Annotated in this window: 22 protein-coding genes; 4 read left to right on the top strand and 18 right to left on the bottom strand. The window is 33.0% G+C overall.

Annotation, left to right across the window (positions count from 1 at the left end):
• Nucleotides 1-100 precede the first annotated feature (100 nt).
• Both EM932_RS05835 and leuB read left to right on the top strand, forming a co-directional pair.
• A complete protein-coding gene (locus EM932_RS05835; protein WP_135876244.1) occupies nt 101-1,276 on the top strand; it encodes a 2-isopropylmalate synthase in 1,176 nt (391 codons plus the stop codon).
• 49 nt (nt 1,277-1,325) lie between these two features.
• Nucleotides 1,326-2,444, top strand: coding sequence for a 3-isopropylmalate dehydrogenase (gene leuB, locus EM932_RS05830; RefSeq protein WP_135876243.1), 1,119 nt, complete (start codon nt 1,326-1,328; stop codon nt 2,442-2,444).
• Nucleotides 2,445-2,627: 183 nt separating this feature from the next.
• Here the strand turns inward: leuB and EM932_RS05825 are convergent, their stop codons facing one another.
• Nucleotides 2,628-3,533: an NAD(P)/FAD-dependent oxidoreductase gene (locus EM932_RS05825; RefSeq protein WP_135876242.1), complete on the bottom strand. Its 906-nt coding sequence runs from the start codon at nt 3,531-3,533 to the stop codon at nt 2,628-2,630.
• Between the two features lie 117 nt (nt 3,534-3,650).
• Between EM932_RS05825 and EM932_RS05820 the strand changes: the two genes are divergently transcribed.
• Nucleotides 3,651-4,031 carry a Fur family transcriptional regulator gene (locus EM932_RS05820; RefSeq protein ID WP_135876241.1) on the top strand — a complete coding sequence of 127 codons (381 nt, stop codon included), beginning with the start codon at nt 3,651-3,653 and terminating at the stop codon, nt 4,029-4,031.
• A gap of 23 nt (nt 4,032-4,054) precedes the next feature.
• Here EM932_RS05820 and EM932_RS05815 read toward each other — a convergent pair whose 3' ends face one another.
• The 17 genes from EM932_RS05815 to EM932_RS05740 all read right to left on the bottom strand — a co-directional run bounded on the left by EM932_RS05815 (nt 4,055) and on the right by EM932_RS05740 (nt 20,876).
• Nucleotides 4,055-5,074: an alpha/beta hydrolase family protein gene (locus tag EM932_RS05815; protein WP_170179738.1), complete on the bottom strand. Its 1,020-nt coding sequence runs from the start codon at nt 5,072-5,074 to the stop codon at nt 4,055-4,057.
• 88 nt (nt 5,075-5,162) lie between these two features.
• A complete protein-coding gene (locus tag EM932_RS05810) occupies nt 5,163-5,987 on the bottom strand; it encodes a helix-turn-helix domain-containing protein (protein ID WP_135876239.1) in 825 nt (274 codons plus the stop codon).
• Between the two features lie 450 nt (nt 5,988-6,437).
• On the bottom strand, nt 6,438-7,304 hold the full coding sequence (locus EM932_RS05805) for an alpha/beta hydrolase (RefSeq protein WP_135876238.1): 867 nt from the start codon (nt 7,302-7,304) through the stop codon (nt 6,438-6,440).
• Nucleotides 7,305-7,570: 266 nt separating this feature from the next.
• The gene (locus EM932_RS05800; protein ID WP_135876237.1) at nt 7,571-8,002 is read right to left on the bottom strand and encodes a carboxymuconolactone decarboxylase family protein; all 432 of its coding nucleotides are present in this window, start codon (nt 8,000-8,002) and stop codon (nt 7,571-7,573) included.
• On the bottom strand, nt 7,996-8,130 hold the full coding sequence (locus EM932_RS21300) for a hypothetical protein (RefSeq protein WP_262709939.1): 135 nt from the start codon (nt 8,128-8,130) through the stop codon (nt 7,996-7,998). Before EM932_RS21300 ends, EM932_RS05800 begins: the two co-directional genes overlap by 7 nt.
• Before the next feature lie 61 nt (nt 8,131-8,191).
• On the bottom strand, nt 8,192-8,758 hold the full coding sequence (locus tag EM932_RS05795; RefSeq protein ID WP_135876236.1) for a TetR/AcrR family transcriptional regulator: 567 nt from the start codon (nt 8,756-8,758) through the stop codon (nt 8,192-8,194).
• A gap of 313 nt (nt 8,759-9,071) precedes the next feature.
• Nucleotides 9,072-10,346 (bottom strand): argininosuccinate lyase, encoded by a 1,275-nt coding sequence (gene argH / locus EM932_RS05790; RefSeq protein ID WP_135876235.1) that lies wholly within the window; start codon nt 10,344-10,346, stop codon nt 9,072-9,074.
• 403 nt (nt 10,347-10,749) lie between these two features.
• Nucleotides 10,750-11,814: a M20 family metallo-hydrolase gene (locus tag EM932_RS05785; protein WP_135876234.1), complete on the bottom strand. Its 1,065-nt coding sequence runs from the start codon at nt 11,812-11,814 to the stop codon at nt 10,750-10,752.
• A gap of 1 nt (nt 11,815) precedes the next feature.
• Nucleotides 11,816-12,592: an acetylglutamate kinase gene (gene argB, locus EM932_RS05780; RefSeq protein ID WP_135876233.1), complete on the bottom strand. Its 777-nt coding sequence runs from the start codon at nt 12,590-12,592 to the stop codon at nt 11,816-11,818.
• Nucleotides 12,593-12,772: 180 nt separating this feature from the next.
• A complete protein-coding gene (locus tag EM932_RS05775) occupies nt 12,773-13,711 on the bottom strand; it encodes an N-acetylornithine carbamoyltransferase (RefSeq protein ID WP_135876232.1) in 939 nt (312 codons plus the stop codon).
• Between the two features lie 31 nt (nt 13,712-13,742).
• The gene (proB, locus tag EM932_RS05770; protein WP_135876231.1) at nt 13,743-14,504 is read right to left on the bottom strand and encodes a glutamate 5-kinase; all 762 of its coding nucleotides are present in this window, start codon (nt 14,502-14,504) and stop codon (nt 13,743-13,745) included.
• Between the two features lie 2 nt (nt 14,505-14,506).
• Nucleotides 14,507-15,703, bottom strand: coding sequence for a glutamate-5-semialdehyde dehydrogenase (locus EM932_RS05765; protein WP_135876230.1), 1,197 nt, complete (start codon nt 15,701-15,703; stop codon nt 14,507-14,509).
• 216 nt (nt 15,704-15,919) lie between these two features.
• Nucleotides 15,920-17,065, bottom strand: coding sequence for an aspartate aminotransferase family protein (locus EM932_RS05760; protein ID WP_135876229.1), 1,146 nt, complete (start codon nt 17,063-17,065; stop codon nt 15,920-15,922).
• 1 nt (nt 17,066) lies between these two features.
• Nucleotides 17,067-17,861, bottom strand: coding sequence for a pyrroline-5-carboxylate reductase (gene proC / locus EM932_RS05755; protein WP_135876228.1), 795 nt, complete (start codon nt 17,859-17,861; stop codon nt 17,067-17,069).
• A 167-nt stretch (nt 17,862-18,028) separates the two neighbouring features.
• Nucleotides 18,029-19,012: an N-acetyl-gamma-glutamyl-phosphate reductase gene (argC, locus tag EM932_RS05750; protein WP_135876227.1), complete on the bottom strand. Its 984-nt coding sequence runs from the start codon at nt 19,010-19,012 to the stop codon at nt 18,029-18,031.
• A gap of 74 nt (nt 19,013-19,086) precedes the next feature.
• Nucleotides 19,087-20,262, bottom strand: a complete 1,176-nt coding sequence (locus EM932_RS05745; protein ID WP_135876226.1) for an argininosuccinate synthase — start codon at nt 20,260-20,262, stop codon at nt 19,087-19,089.
• Nucleotides 20,259-20,876, bottom strand: a complete 618-nt coding sequence (locus EM932_RS05740; protein ID WP_135876225.1) for a GNAT family N-acetyltransferase — start codon at nt 20,874-20,876, stop codon at nt 20,259-20,261. The genes EM932_RS05745 and EM932_RS05740 overlap by 4 nt, the downstream gene beginning before the upstream one ends.
• Before the next feature lie 758 nt (nt 20,877-21,634).
• Between EM932_RS05740 and EM932_RS05735 the strand changes: the two genes are divergently transcribed.
• Nucleotides 21,635-22,279: a hypothetical protein gene (locus EM932_RS05735; protein WP_135876224.1), complete on the top strand. Its 645-nt coding sequence runs from the start codon at nt 21,635-21,637 to the stop codon at nt 22,277-22,279.
• Nucleotides 22,280-22,443: the final 164 nt, after the last annotated feature.

The following is a 22,443-nucleotide window of genomic DNA, read 5'->3' as shown; positions in this document are numbered from 1 at the left end:
AATCCAAAGGTTAAACATCGTAAAAACGAAAGCTTCAATTCTGGTTTTAGGAAACCAAAATATAAATTCGTAATACAATAAGAAAATATATTTAAATAAAATGTCTAATAATAACGTCCAAATTTTTGATACTACGCTACGAGATGGTGAGCAAGTCCCTGGCTGTAAATTAAATACTGAACAGAAGTTAATCATTGCAGAACAGCTAGATAATTTAGGAGTTGATATTATTGAAGCTGGTTTTCCTGTATCGAGCCCTGGCGATTTTAAATCGGTTGAGGCTATTTCTAAAATTGTAAAAAACGCAACTGTTTGTGGTTTAACACGATCTGTTGAAAATGATATAAAAGTAGCTGCTGAGGCATTAAAATATGCTAAAACACCAAGAATTCATACTGGTATTGGAACTTCAGAGTCTCATATAAAATTTAAGTTTAAGTCTAACCAAGAGGACATTATAGAACGTGCTGTTAAAGCGGTTAGCTATGCTAAATCTTTTGTTGAAGACGTAGAGTTTTATGCTGAAGATGCTGGTAGAACAGATAACGAATATTTAGCACGTGTTTGCGAAGCGGTTATTAAAGCTGGCGCAACTGTTTTAAACATTCCAGACACTACTGGGTATTGTTTGCCACATGAGTATGGTGCTAAGATTAAATACTTAAAAGAGCATGTAAAAGGGATTGATAAAGCTATTTTATCGTGCCATTGTCATAACGACTTAGGTTTAGCAACTGCCAACTCTATTGAGGGTGTTATTAACGGTGCAAGACAAATTGAATGTACTATTAATGGTATTGGAGAACGTGCTGGAAACACGGCTTTAGAGGAAGTAGTAATGATTTTAAAACAACACCCATATTTAAATCTAGATACTAGAATACAAACTGAGATGCTTTACGGTATTAGTCAATTGGTTTCAGATAGCATGGGTATTTACACACAACCTAACAAGGCTATTGTTGGTGCTAATGCATTTGCGCACAGTTCTGGAATTCATCAAGATGGCGTTATTAAAAATCGTGAAACTTACGAAATTATAGACCCTAAAGATGTTGGTGTAACAGAATCGGCTATTGTATTAACAGCTAGAAGTGGTAGAGCCGCTTTAGCATATAGAGCAAAAAATATTGGATACGAATTAACAAAACTTCAGTTGGATGAAATTTATATAAATTTCTTAAATTTTGCCGACAAAAAGAAAGAAGTTAATGATAGTGATATCCATCAAATAATAGAAAACAGCAAAGTATATCACGAAATTACTTCTGCTTAGAACGAGGGATTCCCGCCTTTGCAGGAATGAACAAAAGTAAATAATTGAAATGAAATTAAATATTGCCGTTTTACCAGGTGATGGTATAGGTCCAGAAGTCATAGAACAAGCCGTCAAGGTTTTGAAAGCTATTGCTATGGAGTTTAACCATATATTTACTTTCGAAACTGGATTAGTAGGTGCTTCAGCAATAGACAAAACAGGAGATCCATTACCAGAAGAAACCATAAGCATTTGCGAAAACGCAGATGCTATTTTATTTGGTGCTATTGGTAATACAAAATATGATATGGATCCTAATGCAGAAATACGACCAGAACAAGGTCTTCTAGGCCTTCGTAAAGTTTTGGATTTATATACTAATATAAGACCTGTTATAGCTTATGAAGATTTGTTAAACAAATCCTCTTTAAAGAAAAAGCAAATTAAGGATACTAATATTCTTATATACCGAGAACTGACAAGTGGCATTTATTTTGGAGAAAAAAAGTTAAGTGAAGATGGCAATACTGCATCGGATATTTGTGAATATACACGTTTTGAAATTGAGCGTATTGCTCATTTAGCATTTAAAGCAGCTCAATCCAGAAAACGCAAATTAACATTGGTAGATAAAGCCAATGTTTTGGCAAGTTCTCGTTTATGGCGAAAAGTAATTCAGGAATTAGCTCCAAAGTATCCCGACGTAAAATTAGATTATCTTTATATAGATAATGCTGCAATGGAACTTATTATTAATCCAAGACAGTTTGATGTTATTTTAACCGAAAACATGTTTGGAGATATTTTATCTGAAGAGGCCAGTGTTATTGTAGGTTCTATAGGTTTATTAGCTTCGGCATCTTTTGGCGACAAATATGCTATGTTCGAACCTATACATGGTGCTTATACAAAAGCTGCTAATAAAGGAATTGCTAATCCAATTGCATCTATTTTATCGGCTGCTATGTTATTAGATCATTTTGAGTTACATGAAGAAGCAGATTTAATTAGAGAGGGTGTTGATAAATCGTTAAAGCTTCATATAACAACACCCGATTTAAATACAAAGTACGATCATATAACCACCACTAAAGTTGGTGATTTTATAGAAGATTTTATAAATAACCCAGAAGAAACTAATTTAAATTTTACAAACATACATTTAGGACAGTCCACAATCATTTAATTATTTGAGTTAGTCACCAAATTAAAATTATTGGGATTTACGAAAAGCACATCTAAACGGTGTGCTTTTTTAATTTATATCATTAAAAAAATAATACGCTCTATTTCTATATTCTCTTTACTCATTATTTGCTTATCGAATATAAGTTTAGTGTTTTTGAGAGTCCATAAATTTCAAAGCATTTTAAAACGCTTCATCAATGATTTCTTTATTAGCTATAGCTCCTGCAGAAGTCCCCATGGCTACTGCATTTGACACAGAACGCTTAAATGTTGTATTATCACCACAAGCATATATACCTTGAACAGTAGTCCTTTGAAAAGGATCTACTGAGATATATCCTTCCTCTGTTAATTCACAACCTAGTGTTTTTGGAATATCTGACTGTTGAACAAAAGATGTTCTAGCGTATATGGCTTTTAATGACCTTTTTGACCCATTTTTAAAAATCACATTTTTAATTTGACCTTTAATTTGCTCAAAACTATCAATCTCTTCTTCAACTATTTTTATATCATGTGCCTCTAATTTTGTTGTTTGTTCTTCAGTCAAAGTTGATTTTCCGTTAGTAAAAAGCGTAAGATCTTTTGTCCAATTATTAATCATTTTAGAAAATTCAAAACCATACTCTCCGTTCCCTAATATACCCGTTTTTTCATGTTTCACTTCATACCCATGACAATAAGGGCAATGTATAACAGAAATACCCCAACTTTCTGAAAAGCCTTCTATGTCTGGCATAATATCTTTAACTCCTGTAGCAAAAATTAATTTCTCTGACGTGAATCTATCTCCTGATTGTGTTTCTATTTCAAAACTATTTTGAGTTTTTACACCGTTAGTTGCAAATCCATTATAAAACCTCACAGATTCATATTTTTCAACCTGCTCTCTCGCCTTCATTGTAATATCTTTTGGGGTTTGACCGTCTTGAGTTAGAAAATTATGCGAATGTGGTGTTTGTCTGTTACAAGGTTTCCCGTTATCTATAATCAAAACATCTCTCAACGATCTACCTAATGCCATAGCTGCTGAAAGCCCTGAGTAACTACCTCCAACAATAATTACATCAAAATTATTATTTGTCATTTTTACTATCTTTAAGTTTTTAATTTTGTAGAGACTAATAAAAAATTTACTCTACAATAATTTTTCGATAAAAATACTAAAAAACATATTAATGCAATAAAGTCGCATTAAATAATTATGAAAAGAAGGAAAACGCAATCACAGGAAGAAATTTTGGAGATCTTAAAAGACTCCAATTCAGCTTTAAACCATGACATGCTGCAAGCTAAATTAACTACAAAGATTGATAGAGCAACTATTTATCGCGTTTTGAACCGATTTAGTGATGATGGTTTGGTACATAAAGTTATTGGTGATGATGGCAAGCAATATTTCGCCTTCTGCTTAAATTGCGATAAAGAAAAAAAGCAACATAGTCATAATCATTTTCATTTCAAATGTCTTAAATGTGGCAAAGTGGAGTGTCTTAAAAACGAAATTGACGTGTCTTTACCAAAGGGATATACTACAGAAGCTTTCAATGGGTTAATATCTGGTTATTGTAGTAATTGCTCATAACATTTTAGCTACGCTTCCTCTTACTAATCTAATAGTGGCCTGATGAAATCTTGTACCCGTTTCCAATAATTTTCATCATTCCAAAAGCCATGAATTCCTTCATCATAAAAATAAGAATCAACAGGTTTTTTATTCGCTTTCATGTTTTCTACTAATATTTTCGCGAATTCTACAGGTACAAATGGGTCATTTTTATCATGATGTAATTGTACCATTGGTAATTGCTTAATGAAGTGAATTGGAGATATAGATATAAACTTCTTTCTAGCTTCTTTTTCTGTTATTTTTCCAATTAATAAATCATTAAAAAATAGCAATTTAAATTGTTCTGAATATAATAAATATAACTTTTTCATATCAGTAGGCGTCGCAACTACAATTGCTCTTTGTATTCGTTTATCTCGTGAAGAAGCTAATAGCGCTACTGTTCCTCCTCTGCTTCCTCCATAAATCGCTATAAGGTTTTCGTCTATCTGACTAAACGTTTTAATACTCACATTTAAAAATGATAGCGCATCGGTTGTTGCTCCATCAAATGCATCTCCAACGTTTCCCTCAGACTGATATTTTTTGTCATCAATTATCATCTGTTGCCCTCTAAATGATGGTATTACAACAATAAATTTCTTATCCAACTCTTCTCCTAAGAAACTCGGAAACTGAGCTGCATTATGATTAAAATCCTGAGTGATATCAAATTGATTGTGCATGCCATCTCCGCCTGTTGCGAAAATAATTACTGGTAACTTTTTGATGTCGTTTCGGTTTGGAATAATCACTGCTCCATAATGTTTATTACCATGTACTTTATGAGAAAGTATGTATAATGTATTTGTATTAGAAAGTAGTATTGAATCTTGAATAACGACATTTTTAGGAGATAAGTCTTGTTTTTTGAGCTCAAAAAGAACTTCTTGTATTTCTTCGGAAGAAGGATCTGTTAAAATTTTTCTTATCAGGCTTTCTTCATTTTTGCTTTTTTCTATTCGTCCATTGCAAACAAAAGCGGAAAGTGTAAACAGGGTTAATATTAGTTTTTTCATGAATTTATTGTTTCGATTTAAATGTTTCTTCAAAACAACAAAATGTATCATTTGAAAGCGTCCCAATATGAGGGATGGAACCTATTTTCTAATTCTTATTTGGAATAGTTTTCTGAAATTCTGTGGGTGTAATTCCAGTGACCTGTTTAAATACCCTATTAAATGTCGTCTTTGAATTGAAACCAGAATCAAGCGCTATCCCTAATAAGGTAAAATGTTTACAAGCGGGATCGTTCAATTTATTTTTTACCTCTTCAATTCTGTAACGATTCACAAAGTCGTAAAAGTTATTATTTAAGTGGTTATTCAAGATAAACGAAATTAAATTAGGGTCAGCTTTAAGATACCATGCAAACTCAGTAAGATTTAAATTTTCATTTAAGTATATTTTTTCTACAATCATAAGTTGAGTTATTCTTTCAATATAATCCTGTATATTTTTTTCTGTAAGATGAGTAAAATTCTTATTCTTTGTTTTTCCTTTATTCTGATTTATAAAGATAAAATTTCCACGCCCCAAACCTTCTAATCCTATCCAAAAGGTGAGGTATGTTAAAACAAGCATTAAAAAATAAAGTATCAGAACAATAATAAAATGTAATAACTGAAATCTAAAAAACAATAAAAATACAGTGACAAAAGGCACCCAAACTATCCATAGTAAACGATAATAAACAATTAATTTTCTTAACCATTTAAGCGTTATTTCTTTAAGATTAGAGAAGTTTTTCAACACCCAAATTTCGTGATTATTGATAATCTTAAGAGAAAGACGCAAATAATAAAAAATGGAACCAGCAGTCCATATATAAAACAATGGTGTTAAATAAAAATATGGTGGTGTGTTGTAAAAGAGCTGATTGTACCTAATACCATAGGTTATCATAATTATTTGTACACCAATTTCAGCCATTAATGGAAAAAAGTGTTTAATTATGTATGCTTGAAATATTGAAACCTGTATCGGTATAGGCTCTTGTATAAAAAAATATTAGTGGACCAACGGCTGTTAGATACGAATAGGGCATCCAAAGTAAGAAAGGGGAAAAATTGTCAAGATTAGTATCCAAAACCATTAAATAGGTTAGATGTAAATTGACAATACATATTGTTATCGCTAAAAATCTATTTGCTAAAAGCCTATCCCTTTTCCTAAAAAACAGAATTCCTGCTAGTATGAAATTTTGAATCAATCCAGAAATGATAAAAAAGTTTACCAAATTTAAATTGAAATATATTTCTTCTTTTACCAATTGGTGAAATCGTTATTAAGTTTGCTCCAATAGCATTTAACATTTCAATACAGAAGCAAATTCTGCATAAGACACTTATATATTAGGTGTTAAATTAAGTTATTTTTTTATTATTTCTGGTGAAATGTATTCGATACAAATTCTAAAACCTCAGGAAGTGATTCTCTCCAATACGTCCAGGTATGTCCGCCATTTCTAATTCGAAATTCATGATGCACTTTCTTTTTTCGAAGCGCGATATGTACCAAGCTATTTCCTTCGTATAGAAAATCGTCATCACCACAATCGATATACCATTTTACAGATTCAACCTGTTTTTTAGTCATGGATTCTATGAGCGGTAACGCACTATGCGTTGAATAATATTTTTCTGCATCGGCATCACTGATTTCTAAGTTATAATACTGTTTTGCCATTTTTTTTACTTCATCAACAGTTAATGGCCCTGTATAAGCACTTAACGGACATGCCGACGAAAATAATTCGGGATGATGTAATGCATACATAAAAGAGCCTCCACCGCCCATAGACAATCCTGCAACGGCTCTATAGCGTTTTTCTCTTTTTATACGATAGGTCGTTTCTACATAAGGCATCAATTCTTCAAAAAAATAATCTTCGTAGTTCCAGTCGCCTCTTGCGTCATTAAAATAGCCTAAACGTTTCGTTTTTGCATCAGGCATAACGATAATCATAGGGGTTGCTTTGCCTTCTTTTATGGCTTTATCTGTAATATGTAGCACTTCTCCAAACTGCACCCAACCTGTTTGATCATCACCTGCACCATGCAATAAATATAAAACAGGATAATCTCTTTGAGACGTTTCGTAATCTGGTGGTAGATAAATGGCAAAATTTCGATCGCCTTTTAAAATTTTACTGGTGTGAGATAATTTATCGAAGACCTTTCCTGTTTGTGCAAAATTTGAGAAAGAGAACATAAAACAGAAACTAAGAAGTACTAATCGTTTTTTCATTTTTAAACCTAATTATTCGTTTATTTAACTAGGTTCTAATTTACTTAATATTAATTGCAATAATACTTTATTCAGAAAATTTAACACACGTTTTTCTATACAAAATATATGATCTATTACTTAAATATTTATCGTACATGATAAACATTTAAAAAAGAGGAGACCTTAAAGAGTGTTCTTTTCAAAGAGATGCTTCACTTCGTTCTGAATGACACTTTTTAAGGTACTCTCCTATTTATTATATTACTTAATGGAACAAAATTGGACTAGTTCTTTTCCCAAACTCTACCTTTAAAAGCATCGTCAATAGGGGTATTAAAAATATGATTGAAGTAATTACTCATTGTTTTTACTCCAACACCTGAAATCACGGCTAAAATATGGTTTTGGGTATACCCTGCACTTAAAAAATTCTCAATATCTGTTTCTGTAGGTAAGCCACGATTCATTGTTACTGACTTTGCAAATAAACTTAACGCTTTAAGTTTAACATCTGGAATATCAGAATTGCTTCTAATGGCATCGGTAACCTCAACAGGCACATGTGTCATATTATCTCCTACAAAACTATGTGCTGCCATACAATAAGTACAGTTATTTACATAAGCGATCGATAAAAACACAACCTCTTGTTCCTGGGGTGTAAAACCAGAATTCGCTCTAAACGAATTATAGGCTGCTACATAGTCATCTAACAAGCCATACCTGCATACATATTAGGGATTAATCCTAATTTATTTTGGGTCGTTTTTAAAATTTCACTAGAAATAGCATCGGCTGTTTCAATTGTTTTAGGTTCTAAATTTATCATTTTAATTGTACTCATGATTATTATTTATTTAAATTATTATTACTAAGCAATTGCTTAGTTTTATATTTAAAAAAGTTTAAAGGCTTTCGAAAGCACTCTCAATAAAATCTTCTAATTGTTGCTTTTCAAACATTTTAGAGGCCACAGATAAACCTTGTAAGGAAACCATTAAATAATTGGCTTGCTTTGCTATTGTTTCTGAATCCTTTTGTTTATCAGTTTCTAATTTTTTTATGATGTGTGATTTAATATCGGTAGCAAATTTTATAATTTCGGACATGATTACCGTATCGGCATGTTCTCCTAACTCGTTTACTGTATTGGTCAATAAACAACCTTTGTTAGTCTTTGTATCTTTAGAGAACTCAATAAAATTGTAAAAGTATTCTTTTATGGCTTCTACGCCATTAGTAGACTGTTTGAGTTTATCGACAAGGGCTTCTTTTGCCTTCTTTTTATAGCATTTAACGCTCTCTAAAAAGACGCCTTGCTTGTTCCCAAAACTGGAATACATAGAAAATTGGTTTATTCCCATTTCTTTTTCTAACATACGAACAGAAGTGGTTTCATACCCATTACGCCAAAACAAGTTCATGGCCTTTTCTATAACTTCTTCTTCAATATATTCCTTTTTTCTTGCCATTATTTCTAATTAACGTGAGTTAATCTATTTTATAGAAAAATCTACTAATATTAGCATTTGTCACCTTGAGCATTACTGAAATGAAAATATATTTTTATTGAAAGTAGCTTGTGAAACAAGTCGAAAGGTTTTAAAAATCAATAACTCTTTATAGATTTCGACTGCGCTCAACCTGACATATTAACGTAATCGACTTATTTTTAACCAAACATAGAATCATCATATCGAATTTACATTAATTACAAAACAAAACTAATCAATTGCTTAGAAATAACCAAACATTATATTTAGTGTTCACTTTTAACTGGTTAAATTAATCAGGAAACTTAGCGCGAATTTTATCTAAACTTAAATTATGAATACTCCCAACATGAGTATGATGCTTAGAGGTATCAGGAACATAAGTACCATCTTGTACTTCTCCACCAATTTTCTGGTAAGCTTCTCTAAAGCTTTGCCCTTCTACAACCAATGTATTTATATTATCTACCGTAAATAAATATTTATACAAATCGCTATTGATATCTACATCTTTTACAATGATTTGTTGGATGGAATAATTAAAAATATCCAGAATATCTTTTACTTCTTCAAAAGCTGCAATAATGTTCTCTTTTAATAACTGAAAATCTCTATGATATCCACTTGGTAAATTATTGGTTATTAAAATCATTTCGCTTTGTAAGGCTTGTATTTTATTACACTTTCCTCGAATTAATTCAAATACATCGGGGTTCTTTTTATGAGGCATGATACTACTCCCCGTAGTTAATTCATCTGGAAAGGAAATAAATCCAAAATTCTGACTCATATACAAACAGATGTCCATAGCGAAACGAGACATCGTATTACATAGGCTCCCTAAACTGGCTGCTATGGTACGCTCACTTTTTCCTCGGCTCATTTGGGCGGCTACTACATTGTATTTTAAGGTGGAAAAGTCCATTTCTTTGGTAGTTAATTCTCTATCGATAGGGAATGAACTTCCGTAACCTGCAGCTGAACCTAATGGATTCTGATCTACTGTTTGTATGGCGGCATTTAGTAAGTATACATCGTCTATCATTAATTCTGCATAGGCAGAGAACCATAATCCAAATGATGATGGCATGGCCACTTGTAAGTGCGTATACCCTGGTAATACTTTATCTTTATGAGTTTCTGCTAATTCAAGAAGTGTGGTAAAGAAGGTTTTTGTTTTTTCTTTTACTATACCCAGATTCTCTTTATAATACAAATGCAAAGCCACCAAAACCTGATCATTTCTAGAACGTGCTGTATGGATTTTTTTACCTACTTCTCCTAAAGATTTTGTGAGTTCGAATTCTATTTTAGAATGTACATCTTCAAACTGAGGATCGATAACAAAGGTTCCGTTTTCAATCTGAGTTTCTAAAACCCTTAATCCACCTAACAATTCAACCAATTCCTCAACGGTGATAATGCCAATTTTTTGAAGCATTTTAGCATGTGCTTTAGATGCTATAACATCGTACTTCGCAATATGGATATCGATTTCTCTATCGTTCCCAACAGTGAATTGTTCTATTTTTTTATCTATTGATATGCCTTTGTCCCAGAGTTTCATCTTCTATACTTTTTTGTCATTCCCGTGAAGACGGGAATCTTATTATATTTACTAGTTTTTTAGTGGATTCCTGCCTTCGCAGGAATGACAGAATTGTTTAAACTATTGTACAATTCAACATAAATCTTGACTTTTTAATATTTAGAACCAAGACTTGAACTGAACTATTATCAAGTCTATTTTCTAGATTCTATGTTCTTAACTCCTTTTATTATTCTTATAATTTTAAACCAATATTTATATTTAACTATGATTAAATATTTGTTCTTGATTCTATATTCTTATTTCTTTTTTATTCTTCTTAATATTTATAATCAAGAGAAAAAGACCGCTTCGCTTTTAGAACTAAGACTGTTAATGAACTACATTTATGTCTTGTTTCTTGGTTCTATATTCTTGTTTCTTACAATACCTTTTCTAACAATTCAATATATATTTTCACCCCTTCTTCAATCTCATTTACATAAATAAATTCATCTGCCGAATGCGAACGTGTACTATCTCCTGGTCCTAATTTTAATGACGGACATGATAGCACTGCTTGATCCGATAATGTTGGTGACCCATATGTTGTTCTACCTATAGCGATACCTGCTTTAACCAAATCGTGGTCTACAGGAATACTTGACGAATTTAACCGTAAGCTACGAGGTGTAATATTTGTACACGGTGACTGTTCTTGTAATATTTCTGCAATTTCAGCATTGCTATAAGCATCGTTTACACGAACATCAATCACTAAATCCAAATGTGCTGGTACTGCATTGTGTTGCTTTCCTGCATTAATTTGCGTTACTGTTAGTTTTACATCTCCTAAGGCTTCCGAACCTTTTTCAAACTTAAAATCTTTAAACCACTGTAATACGTCAATAACATTATAAAGTACATTATCATCGTTAGGGTGTGCCGCATGACTTGGTGTTCCCGAAACTACGGCATCAAAAACAACTAAACCTTTTTCGGCTATTGCTAAATTCATCAGTGTAGGCTCTCCTACAATGGCTACATCAACTTTTGGAATAATAGCTAACATACTATTTAATCCGTTTGGTCCACTGCTCTCTTCTTCCGCGGAAGCGACTATTACTAGGTTATATTTTAAATCCTTTTGATTATAGAAATGAGTAAATGTGGCCATTAATGATACTAAACATCCACCGGCATCATTACTCCCTAAACCATATAATTTGCCATCTTCTACAATGGCTTTAAAAGGGTCTTTGGTATAAGCACTGTTTGGTTTTACGGTATCATGATGTGAGTTTAGCAAGAGTGTTGGTTTACTTTCATCAAAATACTTATTAATGGCCCAAACGTTATTTTGCGTTCTTTTATAATCAATTTCATAACGCTTAAACCAATCTTCTATATGCAATGCCGTTTGGTCTTCTTCTGAAGAGAATGACTGTGTTTCTATCAGCTTTTTTAAAAGTGATATGGCATCGTTTGTTAATTCCTGCTGCGTCATGTTATAAAGTTATGGTTGTAAAATTATCATTTTCTTGGGTTAACATCGATGTATTTCCCATATTAATTGTACTTACTCCATTATTTAATGCATCAAAACAATTTTCTAGCTTTGGCAACATACCATCTGCTATAATACCTTTTTCCAGTAACTCGCTATATGTCTTTGAGTTGATATGTTTTACTACCGAATTCTTATCATTGATATCTTCTAAAACGCCATTTAATTCAAAGCAATAATAGATAGATGTTTCATACAAATGGCTCATGCCTACAGCTACCTGAGACGTAATAGTGTCTGCATTGGTGTTTAATAATTGTCCGTTACCATCGTGTGTGATCGCACAAAAAACAGGCGTGAAATCGGCTTGAATTAATTTATCTATAGATTCGTGAGCGACTTGTTTAACATCACCAACAAAACCAAAATCAATCTCTTTTACAGGTCTTTTATCTGATACTATACTATTAATATCGGCACCAGTTAAACCTATGGCATTGGTATTTAAAGCTTGTAATTTGGCAACAATATTCTTATTAACCAGACCGCCATAAACCATCGTGATCACTTCTAAAGTTTCCGCATCGGTAATACGTCTACCGTTTATCATTTTAGATGCTATTCCTAATTTAGATGCCACTAATGTGGCGCGTTTGCCTCCACCATGTACTAAGATTTTCTTTCCTTCTAAATTAGAAAACAGTTTTAAAAAGGCTTTTAAAGACGTTTCGTCTTCAATAATGTTGCCTCCTATTTTTACTATGGATAGTTTTTCCATTTTATTTTTCTTATTTAGGTCTCGACTGCGCTCAACCTGACATTTCAACTTTAATTTACCTTGATCGGAGTCAAAAGACTCGAAATATAGACACTTCGACTTGTTTCGCAAGCTACTTTCAATAAAAATATATTTTCATTTCAACAATGCTCAGTGTGACATACGTGACCCGATAATATGTTATAAATTTTCTAATAATTTTTTAAGCACTAATTGCGCTGCGTAGGTTCTGTTATTTGCTTGTTGAATAACTAATGAACTATCACTATCTAAAACAGCATCTTCTACTACCACATTTCTTCTTACTGGTAAGCAGTGCATAAATTTAGCGTTACCTAGTTTTTCTTTGGTAATCATCCAATTAGAATCTTCGCTTAAAATTTTTCCGTAATCTGAATAGGAACACCAGTTTTTGGTGTATACGAAATCGGCATTTGCAAAGGCTTCTTCCTGATTGTAAATTACTGGTGTATCACCAATAATTTCAGGGTTTAAATCGTAGCCTTCAGGATGGGTAATTACAAACTCAACATCCATTTTTTGCATAGCTTGTATAAAGCTATTTGCTACTGCATGAGGCAAGGTTTTAACATGTGGCGCCCAACTCAATACGACTTTTGGCTTTGCTACTTTAGCATGTTCTGAAATCGTTAGTGCATCTGTTAATCCTTGTAATGGATGTCCTGTGGCACTTTCCATATTTACAATAGGAACGGACGCATATTTAACAAAGGATTTTAAAACCTGCTCGCTTTCATCTTTTACCTTATCTGTTAACGTTGGAAATGCTCTTACAGCAATAATATCACAATACTGCGATACCACTGCTGCTGCTTCTTTGATGTGTTCTGCAGTATTACCATTCATAACGGTACCATCGCCAAATTCGATGCCCCATGCATCCCCAGACACATTCATAACAATCGGATTCATGCCTAAATTCAATGCCGCTTTTTGCGTACTTAAACGGGTACGCAAACTAGAGTTGAAAAATAATAACCCCATGGTTTTATCTTTCCCTAACGCTATGTGTTTTAAAGGGTCTTGTTTTAAAGTTTTTGCTTCGGCAATCCATGAATTAATATCGTCTATGTCGTGTATGGAGGTATAGTTTTTCATTGTTTAATTGTTATTTTTAGACCTGTCAGGTCTACATTATTTTGGTAAACGGTACTTTGTTTTCAAAAGCATTAACTATAAAATTATCTTCTAATCCGTTTACAATCCATGTTTCTATTTTTGATTGTTTTGCTACTGAAATGGCATCTATTTTAGATTGCATGCCACCTGTACCATGAGTAGATTTAGAATTTACTACTTGATTCTTTAATTGATTAAAGTCTTCAACGAGTTCTATGGTTTTTGGGGTTCCATTTTCTATGGATTCTTTGGTATAAATACCATTTGTGTTGGTTGCTATTATAAACAGATCGGCATTTAAAAGCGAAGCGGTAAGGGCTCCTAATTTATCGTTATCTCCAAACTTAATTTCATCAGTAGCTACCGTATCGTTTTCATTAATAATAGGTATATAATTATTATTAACGAGTACATTTATGGTATTTACGATGTTTGTTTTACTTTCCTGTTTTTCAAAATCTGAATAGGATAATAAACACTGTGATGTTAGCAATCCATATTCTCTAAAAATCTCCTGATAAATTCTTATAAGATGTGGCTGGCCAATAGATGCGAGGGCTTGTTTTACAAAAACGTCTTTTTGCTTGCTTTCCAGCTTTACAAATTGTTTTGCCACAGCGATCGCCCCAGAACTTACAATAATAAACTCACAGGTATCATGTAATTGTGCCATTTGGTTGGCAATATCCTCTATCTTACCTCTAGAAATGTTATTGGTTTCTTTGGTAAGTGTATTAGACCCAACTTTAAGTAATATTCTTTTCTTTTTCATGGTTATCTTGTTTGTCCATTGCCATGGACGTACCATTTATTAGTTACCAAATGCTTTAAGCCTATAGGCCCTCGTTGGTGTAATTTATCGGTGCTAATAGCTAACTCACCACCTAAACCTAATTGTCCGCCATCTGTAAAACGTGAGGATGCATTGTGATACACAGCAGCAGTATCTACATTCTCCATAAATAATTTCGCTTCTGCTTCATTGGTTGTTACAATGACAGATGAATGTCCACCAGAATATTTATTTATCATGGCAATAGCTTCTTCATTGGAAGTAACCTCTCCAATAGCTATTTTATAATCTAAAAACTCTTCAAACCATACGTCATCGGATGCTATTGAACTTACCTCATCAAATTCACAAATAATTTCATCTCCTAAAATTTCAACATTAAATGCTTTTAATTTAGAAATGAGACTTTCTATAAAGTCTTTTTTATTAGGCAAGTCTTTATCTATTATAACTTTATCAATAGCATTACATGCTGATATTTTAGCTGTTTTTCCATTCACTATTAAATTTAATGCTATTTGCTGATCTGCTTCTGGATGTACATATACAAAGTTATTACCACGACCACTAATTATCACTGGACAGGTAGCATGTTGTTTTACAAACGCAATTAAACGTTCGCCACCACGCGGCACAATCAAATCGACTTTCTGTGTCGGTTTTTCTAAAAAGGCTTGTGTTTCTATTCTATTGAATTGTAAATACTCCACCCAATCTGTTGAGGCTTCATTTTCTTTTAAAGCTTGATGCCATAAGGCAACAATTTTCAAGTTTGATTTTAATGATTCTTTACCGCCTTTAAGTAATATTTTATTACCTGATTTAAAGGCGATACCTGCTGCTTCAACAGTGACATCTGGCCTGGATTCGTAAATAATTAACACCGTTCCAAATGATGCTGTTTTATTATAAACCTGCATCCCGTTATCATGTTTAAAACTAAAGCGTTCTACTCCTACTGGGTCTTCTTGAGATGCTAAATGTGTTACTGAAGCAATCATTTCATCTACCTTGGTATCATCCACTTTTAGCCTGTCATACATTGAAATATCGTTGCCTTCGTAAGCTTCTAAATCAGCTTTATTAATAGTAATAATATTATTTCTTTCTTGTTCTAAAAGCACTGCCATTTTAAGTAATACGGCATTTCTTTTTTCTATGGATAATAAGGTATTCATTTTTTTAGTTTTCAGTTGTTCCAGTGTTCAGTTTACAGTCTCAGTGTTCAGTCTCGCTATATTCGTTAGCTACTTGTGTGATTTCTCCTTTTAGTCGAAATGACGAATCACTCTACTTTATTCTTTTAGTAACGTAGTAATGACTTACTATTATTAATATTACTTTGTCATGTCGAAATGAGGCACGATTGAGACATCACATATCGCTAATTCTTTTTATACCGATGCTTCAATTTCTACCAACGCTTTAGTCAAGGCTTCAAAAAATTGATCTACATGTTCTTTCTTAATAGTTAATGGCGGTAATATTCTTAACAATTTCTTGTTGGATGCGCCTCCAGTAAATATCTTATGATTATATATTAATGCTTTGCGGAGGTCTCCAACTTCAAAGTCGAATTCCAAACCTAGCATTAATCCTCTTCCTTTTATGTTTTTTATCTGCGGAATCGTTTTCGCTTTTTCAATAAAATACTCAGAAATAATATTTGTGTTTTCAATAAGGTTTTCTCCTTCAATGGTTTTTAAAACTGCTAAACCTGCTGCACACGCTAAATGATTCCCTCCAAAGGTTGTTCCTAACATGCCATGTTTAGATTCGATATCTGGATGGATTAAAATTCCTCCTATTGGAAAACCATTTCCCATACCTTTCGCCAGAGAAATAATATCTGGTGTCACGTTATAATGTTGAAATGCGAAAAATTTCCCTGAACGTCCATAACCGCATTGAATTTCATCTGCTATAAACATCGTATTATTGGCTTTACAGAGTGCATCTACTTGTTCGAAAAACGCTGTAGTTCCTTGGTCTAAACCTCCAACACCCTGAATAAACTCAACAATTACAGCGCAAACATCTCCTTTTTCTAATTCTCTTTTAACACCTTCAATATCATTTAAAGGCAAGATCGTTACAGCTTGTTGTGCATTTATTGGTGCAATAATATTTTTATTATCGGTTGCCGCTACTGCTGCCGATGTTCTTCCATGAAATCCATTGCTAAACGCCACCACACGCTTTTTACCTGTTTTGAAGGAAGCTAATTTTAAAGCATTTTCATTGGCCTCTGCTCCAGAGTTACATAAAAACAACTCGTAACCTTGACACCCAGATAGGGCTTCAAGTTTATCTGCCAGTTGTTTTTGTAATGGATTTTGAATGGCATTGGAATAAAACCCTAAAGTATTAACCTGATTGGTAATTGCCTCCACATAATTTGGATGTGCATGCCCGATAGAAATTACTGCATGACCTCCATAAAGATCTAAGTATTCGGTTCCTTCGTTATCGTAAACGAGAATGTCTTTCCCAGAAACGGGAGTAACATTATATAATGGATAAACGTCAAATAGTGGCATTTTAATTCTTTTTAATTTGATTAATTTTTTCAAATGATGATACAATACCTTGTATTAAAGCAGAGCTTAAACCTTGATGTTCCATAGCGTTCAACCCTTCAATAGTACATCCACTAGGTGTTGTTACACGATCAATTTCCTGCTCTGGGTGTCTACCTGATTCAATTAACAGACTAGCAGATCCAAAACACGTTTGAACTGCTAAATTATGTGCTTCGTGTGCTTCGAAACCTAATTGAATGGCTCCTTGAGTTGTTGCACGTACCAAGCGCATCCAAAATGCGATTCCACTAGCACAAATAACTGTTGCTGCTTGTATTTGTTCTTCTGGAATGACCATAGTAGTCCCTAACTGATTGAATATATCCTTTGCCAATTCAATTTTTTCCTGACCTTTATCATTTGCTGAAAGACAGGTCATGGATTTTCCTATTGAGATCGCTGTATTCGGCATCACACGAATAATATTTTTATCACTTCCAATAACGCTTTCTATTCTAGAAATCTCGAAACCAGCGGCTACTGAAAGTACAACATGATCAGCTCTTATAAGCGGCGTAACACCCCTCAATACATTTTCTATATGTCTTGGCTGCAACGCAAAAAGGACAATATCCGATTTTTCAACTGCTTCAGAATTGTTACTTGTAATGGTAACATAAGGTTCATCTTTAAAAGCTATTACTGCCGATGTATTTTTATCACTTAAATACAACGATGTAAATGACTTATTTTTTATTAGTCCTTTAGCGATTGAACTTCCTAAATTTCCTGTTCCTATTATAGCTATTTTCATATTTATACTTTTTTTCATTTCCGCAAAGGCGGAAATCTATTTATCACTATTCCTTAAATCCTCCCCTAGCCCCTCCGAAGGAGGGGAACGCTTACTCAAACGTTTTTCAAAACCTATACAGGTATAACCTCAAACTATTCCTCCCTTTTGGGGAGCTTAGGTGGGGATTAAAAATAAGTACCCTTCAATTGCAAACCTTCAGTTTCTTCTAATCCAAACATTAAATTCATGTTTTGAATAGCTTGACCGGAAGCTCCTTTTAACAGGTTATCAATTACGCTTGTAATCAACAACTTATTATTGTGTTTATGTAAATGTATGATACACTTATTCGTATTTACCACTTGTTTTAAGTGAATGGTCGCATCTGAAACAAAAGTAAATTTGGCGTCTTTATAAAAGTCTTTATACATCGAAATGGCTTCCTCAACAGTTCCTTCAAAATCCGTGTAAAGGGTTGCAAAAATACCTCTTGAAAAGTTTCCTCTATTTGGCATGAACAAAATCTCTGAGGAGAAATCATTTTGTAATTGTTTTACAGATTGATTAATTTCTCCTAAATGCTGATGCGTAAACGGCTTGTAGTACGAAAAGTTATTATCTCTCCATGTATAATGGGTTGTTGCCGACAATGACGTTCCTGCTCCTGTGGCTCCAGTTACAGCATTAATGTGCACATCGCTATTCAACAAATTCTTTTCTGCTAACGGTAATAACCCTAATTGAATGGCGGTTGCAAAACAACCTGGATTGGCAATATAATTAGCAGATTTCACAACTTCTTTTTGCAATTCTGGTAAGCCATACACAAAATTTTTATCATCAAAAACCTTATCTTTTTCTAATCTGAAATCATTTCCTAAATCAATGATTTTTGTTTTATCTGAAAATGTATTGTTTTCTAAAAACTTTACTGAATTTCCATGACCTAAACATAAAAACAACACATCAACATCTGGATTAACGGTATCAGTAAATTTCAAATCTAAAGACCCCACCAAATCTTGATGGATATGACTAATTTTATTACCTGCGTTAGAGGTACTAAATACAAAATTAATAGTTGCTTTTGGATGCGATATTAATAACCTTACCAACTCTCCTGCTGTATAACCAGCACCTCCAATAATACCAACTTCTATTTTTTCCATTTTTATACGATTTATTGTTGTGTTTCTCAGACCTGTCAGGTTTTTAAACCTGACAGGTCTCAAGTCTCAATAACTTACGAGTTTACTTGTTGATATATTTTATTTTGGTTTCCAACAATCTTGATAAACCCTTTGGCTTCATCTGCTGTCCAACCCTTATTAACTTCACCATAGCTTCCAAATTTGGCATTCATTAAATCATGTTCTGACACAATACCATCTAATGAGAAATGATATGGTTTTAATGTCACGGTTACATCTCCACTTACTTGTTCTTGACTGCTTTGCAAAAAGGCTTCTATATTTCTCATTACTGGATCTAAATACTGTCCTTCATGCAAATGCATCCCATAAAAGCTTGATAAATATTCTTTATGTTGAAGCTGCCATTTGGTAAGTGTATGTTTTTCTAATAAATGGTGTGCTTTTACTGTGATTAAAGCTGCAGCTGCTTCAAAACCTACACGTCCTTTTATACCTACGATGGTATCACCTACATGAATGTCTCTTCCTATGGCATATGCCGACGCAATATTATTTAATAATTCAATATTAATTTCTGGTGCGTTTTCTTGACCATTCAATGCGACAAACTCCCCATTTTTAAATGTAAGCGTTACTTTTTCTTCACCTTCTTTCTCTAATTGAGACGGATAAGCTTCACTTGGTAATGGTTTTTCAGAGGCTAAGGTTTCAGAGCCTCCAACACTGGTTCCCCAAAGCCCTTTGTTAATGGAGTATTGTGCTTTCTCCCAAGACATGTCTATACCATTAGATTTTAAATAATCTATTTCTTCTTGTCTGGTTAATTTCTGATCTCTAATAGGTGTGATGATTTCAATTTCTGGAGCCAGGGTTTGAAAAATCATATCGAATCTTACCTGATCGTTTCCTGCGCCTGTACTACCGTGTGCAATGTATCCTGCATCGATACTTTTTGCATATTCTACAATCTCGATAGCCTGAATAATTCTTTCTGCACTTACAGATAGTGGATAGGTATTATTCTTTAAAACATTACCATAAATTAAATACTTCACTACTTTTTGATAAAATGTAGCAACTGCATCAATATTCTTATAAGTTGCAACACCCATTTTATAAGCGTTACTTTCTATATGGCTAATTTCTTCTTTTGTAAATCCACCTGTATTGACGCTTACGGCATGCACTTCATATTCTTTAGATAAACTAACTGCACAATACGATGTATCTAATCCGCCACTATATGCTATTACTAATTTTTTCATTTTTTATCTTTTTTTAAAAACATGGTTTCTTTGATGTGTTTCAACCTTTTAAAAACCTTTTCTTTTATTTTTTTTGATTCCTTTTTTTCTTTTGACTTTCCGTCATACAACATACCTGTACACAAACACATTTTTCGATTGGTACGTGTTAAAACATCGTAATTCTGACAGGTCTGACAGCCATCCCAAAATGTTTGATCGTCTGTTAACTCTGAAAATGTCACTGGTTTGTACCCTAAATCACTATTCAATTTCATAACAGCCAACCCTGTTGTGATACTGAATACTTTGGCATCGGGGAACTTCGTTCTGGAGTGCTCAAATACTTTATGTTTTATTTTTTTAGCAAGCCCTTTACCTCTATAATTAGGGTGTACTATTAAACCTGAATTAGCGACAAACTTTCCATGCCCCCAAAGTTCTATATAGCAAAACCCTGCAAATACGTCGCCATCTATAGCAATAACGGCATTACCGTTTTCCATTTTTGTCGAAATATATTCAGGCGTACGTTTAGCTATACCAGTACCTCTAACCTTTGCCGATTCTGCAATGGTTTCGCAAATAATTTCTGCGTATTTAATGTGTGATTTATTGGCAATTACAATCTCCATGTATTTGGATCTATTTTTTTATTTGAATTTTAACCTTTTTTGATTACTGAACTGGACTCACCTAAGTTCAAAAATTGAAGTACACCCTTACGGGCGACAAGGAAAAATACGGCGCATAATTTGTGTGTTAATTAAGAAATTAACTGGATTTTGAAATGCTATAAAAAATATTTTGGACACTATGAAAAAATTAAAATTACGTTTTGGTTTTGCTAACAGGAAGACTAGATGCAGCGACGGCGATTGCGCGCGGGCAAACCAGGAACAGAACAACGTATTTTATTTTTTAAACTTTTCATACCACAAATCTAAAACTTTATTTAATACGACTTGTAAAAACGAATCGTTTTTTCATGAAAATTATTAATTTCTCTATATTCTTATGCTTTTGTTTTAAATAATTCAATGATATCCAAATTATTTAAAAACTTGCCTATTCATAATTCCACATATACGAACTCCTTTTTTCTAAGTTGTTATAATGTATCTGCAAACTCACTTTTAACTTCGGACACTTCACTTTAGATTTTAGACGCTTCACCTAAAAAACTAAAAATCAATTCTATGTCCCTCTATACATTTGTACAAGAATTAAAACATTAACGTCATGAAAAATTTAAAATCAATTCTAAAGAAATGGCCTATTATAAAAGAGTTTATACATATAAAAAACTCAGAAGATTACAACTCAGAAAGACTAAATCAAGTCAATAGAAGTAATAACGATATACCTATGTTCATTTAAAACACGAGAAATCATGAAATCAACTAGCAAAATACTCGGAACACTAATTTTAACGATTATGCTTACCAGTTGTTCAACTGTAAAAGTTATTAATACTTGGAATGAATCTACAACACCAAATTTAAAAGATAAATGTATCATGGTGATAGGCAGTACAGACGACAATATTGTTAGAAGGCAATTTGAAAATGATCTAATTGAAAAACTAGAAAAGAATGGCATTTATGCTATGGGAAGCTCGACCATATTTCCGAAAATTGACACGTCTGTAAAATTGAGCGATACTGAGATTCAAAAAATCACATCAGATCTTAAAAATAGAGGCATAGAAATGATCATGGTGACTGTATTAAAAGACACTCAAGAATATACAAAAACAGAAACAACAGGTGGAACATCCGTAAGATCATTTCCTGGGATATGGTACCATAGGGGTTTCTATTACTACTACAATAGTTTTTATATAGAATCAGAGCCAATGAATACGATAACATATACAGGCAAAAAATACATCTTGGAAACTGTTGTATACGATTTAACTATGCCTGATAAGCAACAATTAGTTTCTGTTATCACAACTGAAACTGACAATCCCAAATCCATAGAAACCATATCTAAGGATTTTTCAAAGAGAATAGTACATGAGTTAGTTAATTAGTTTCATTATAGTTTGGTTGGTTGGTTGACTGCCAGAGAGGATAAAAATTATTTTATGTTACTCTGGCAGTTTTTTAACGGCTGAATTGACTCTCTAGAAACATAACTCAACAATTGTCTTAATTTTAATTATATTAGTTATGATCTACATAAACAAAACGACAA

The sequence above is a fragment of the Flavivirga rizhaonensis genome (assembly GCF_004791695.1).
Lineage (GTDB): Bacteria > Bacteroidota > Bacteroidia > Flavobacteriales > Flavobacteriaceae > Flavivirga > Flavivirga rizhaonensis.
This window is presented reverse-complemented; position numbering and strand designations above follow the sequence as displayed.

Excerpts from the sequence above, each read along its gene's own strand:
- EM932_RS05835 (WP_135876244.1), top strand. The coding sequence starts at position 101 with ATGTCTAATAATAACGTCCAAATTTTTGATACTACGCTACGAGATGGT.
- leuB (WP_135876243.1), top strand. The coding sequence starts at position 1,326 with ATGAAATTAAATATTGCCGTTTTACCAGGTGATGGTATAGGTCCAGAA.
- EM932_RS05825 (WP_135876242.1), bottom strand. The coding sequence starts at position 3,533 with ATGACAAATAATAATTTTGATGTAATTATTGTTGGAGGTAGTTACTCA.
- EM932_RS05820 (WP_135876241.1), top strand. The coding sequence starts at position 3,651 with ATGAAAAGAAGGAAAACGCAATCACAGGAAGAAATTTTGGAGATCTTA.
- EM932_RS05815 (WP_170179738.1), bottom strand. The coding sequence starts at position 5,074 with ATGAAAAAACTAATATTAACCCTGTTTACACTTTCCGCTTTTGTTTGC.
- EM932_RS05810 (WP_135876239.1), bottom strand. The coding sequence starts at position 5,987 with ATGGCTGAAATTGGTGTACAAATAATTATGATAACCTATGGTATTAGG.
- EM932_RS05805 (WP_135876238.1), bottom strand. The coding sequence starts at position 7,304 with ATGAAAAAACGATTAGTACTTCTTAGTTTCTGTTTTATGTTCTCTTTC.
- EM932_RS21300 (WP_262709939.1), bottom strand. The coding sequence starts at position 8,130 with ATGAGTACAATTAAAATGATAAATTTAGAACCTAAAACAATTGAAACA.
- EM932_RS05795 (WP_135876236.1), bottom strand. The coding sequence starts at position 8,758 with ATGGCAAGAAAAAAGGAATATATTGAAGAAGAAGTTATAGAAAAGGCC.
- argH (WP_135876235.1), bottom strand. The coding sequence starts at position 10,346 with ATGAAACTCTGGGACAAAGGCATATCAATAGATAAAAAAATAGAACAA.
- EM932_RS05785 (WP_135876234.1), bottom strand. The coding sequence starts at position 11,814 with ATGACGCAGCAGGAATTAACAAACGATGCCATATCACTTTTAAAAAAG.
- argB (WP_135876233.1), bottom strand. The coding sequence starts at position 12,592 with ATGGAAAAACTATCCATAGTAAAAATAGGAGGCAACATTATTGAAGAC.
- EM932_RS05775 (WP_135876232.1), bottom strand. The coding sequence starts at position 13,711 with ATGAAAAACTATACCTCCATACACGACATAGACGATATTAATTCATGG.
- proB (WP_135876231.1), bottom strand. The coding sequence starts at position 14,504 with ATGAAAAAGAAAAGAATATTACTTAAAGTTGGGTCTAATACACTTACC.
- EM932_RS05765 (WP_135876230.1), bottom strand. The coding sequence starts at position 15,703 with ATGAATACCTTATTATCCATAGAAAAAAGAAATGCCGTATTACTTAAA.
- EM932_RS05760 (WP_135876229.1), bottom strand. The coding sequence starts at position 17,065 with ATGCCACTATTTGACGTTTATCCATTATATAATGTTACTCCCGTTTCT.
- proC (WP_135876228.1), bottom strand. The coding sequence starts at position 17,861 with ATGAAAATAGCTATAATAGGAACAGGAAATTTAGGAAGTTCAATCGCT.
- argC (WP_135876227.1), bottom strand. The coding sequence starts at position 19,012 with ATGGAAAAAATAGAAGTTGGTATTATTGGAGGTGCTGGTTATACAGCA.
- EM932_RS05745 (WP_135876226.1), bottom strand. The coding sequence starts at position 20,262 with ATGAAAAAATTAGTAATAGCATATAGTGGCGGATTAGATACATCGTAT.
- EM932_RS05740 (WP_135876225.1), bottom strand. The coding sequence starts at position 20,876 with ATGGAGATTGTAATTGCCAATAAATCACACATTAAATACGCAGAAATT.
- EM932_RS05735 (WP_135876224.1), top strand. The coding sequence starts at position 21,635 with ATGAAATCAACTAGCAAAATACTCGGAACACTAATTTTAACGATTATG.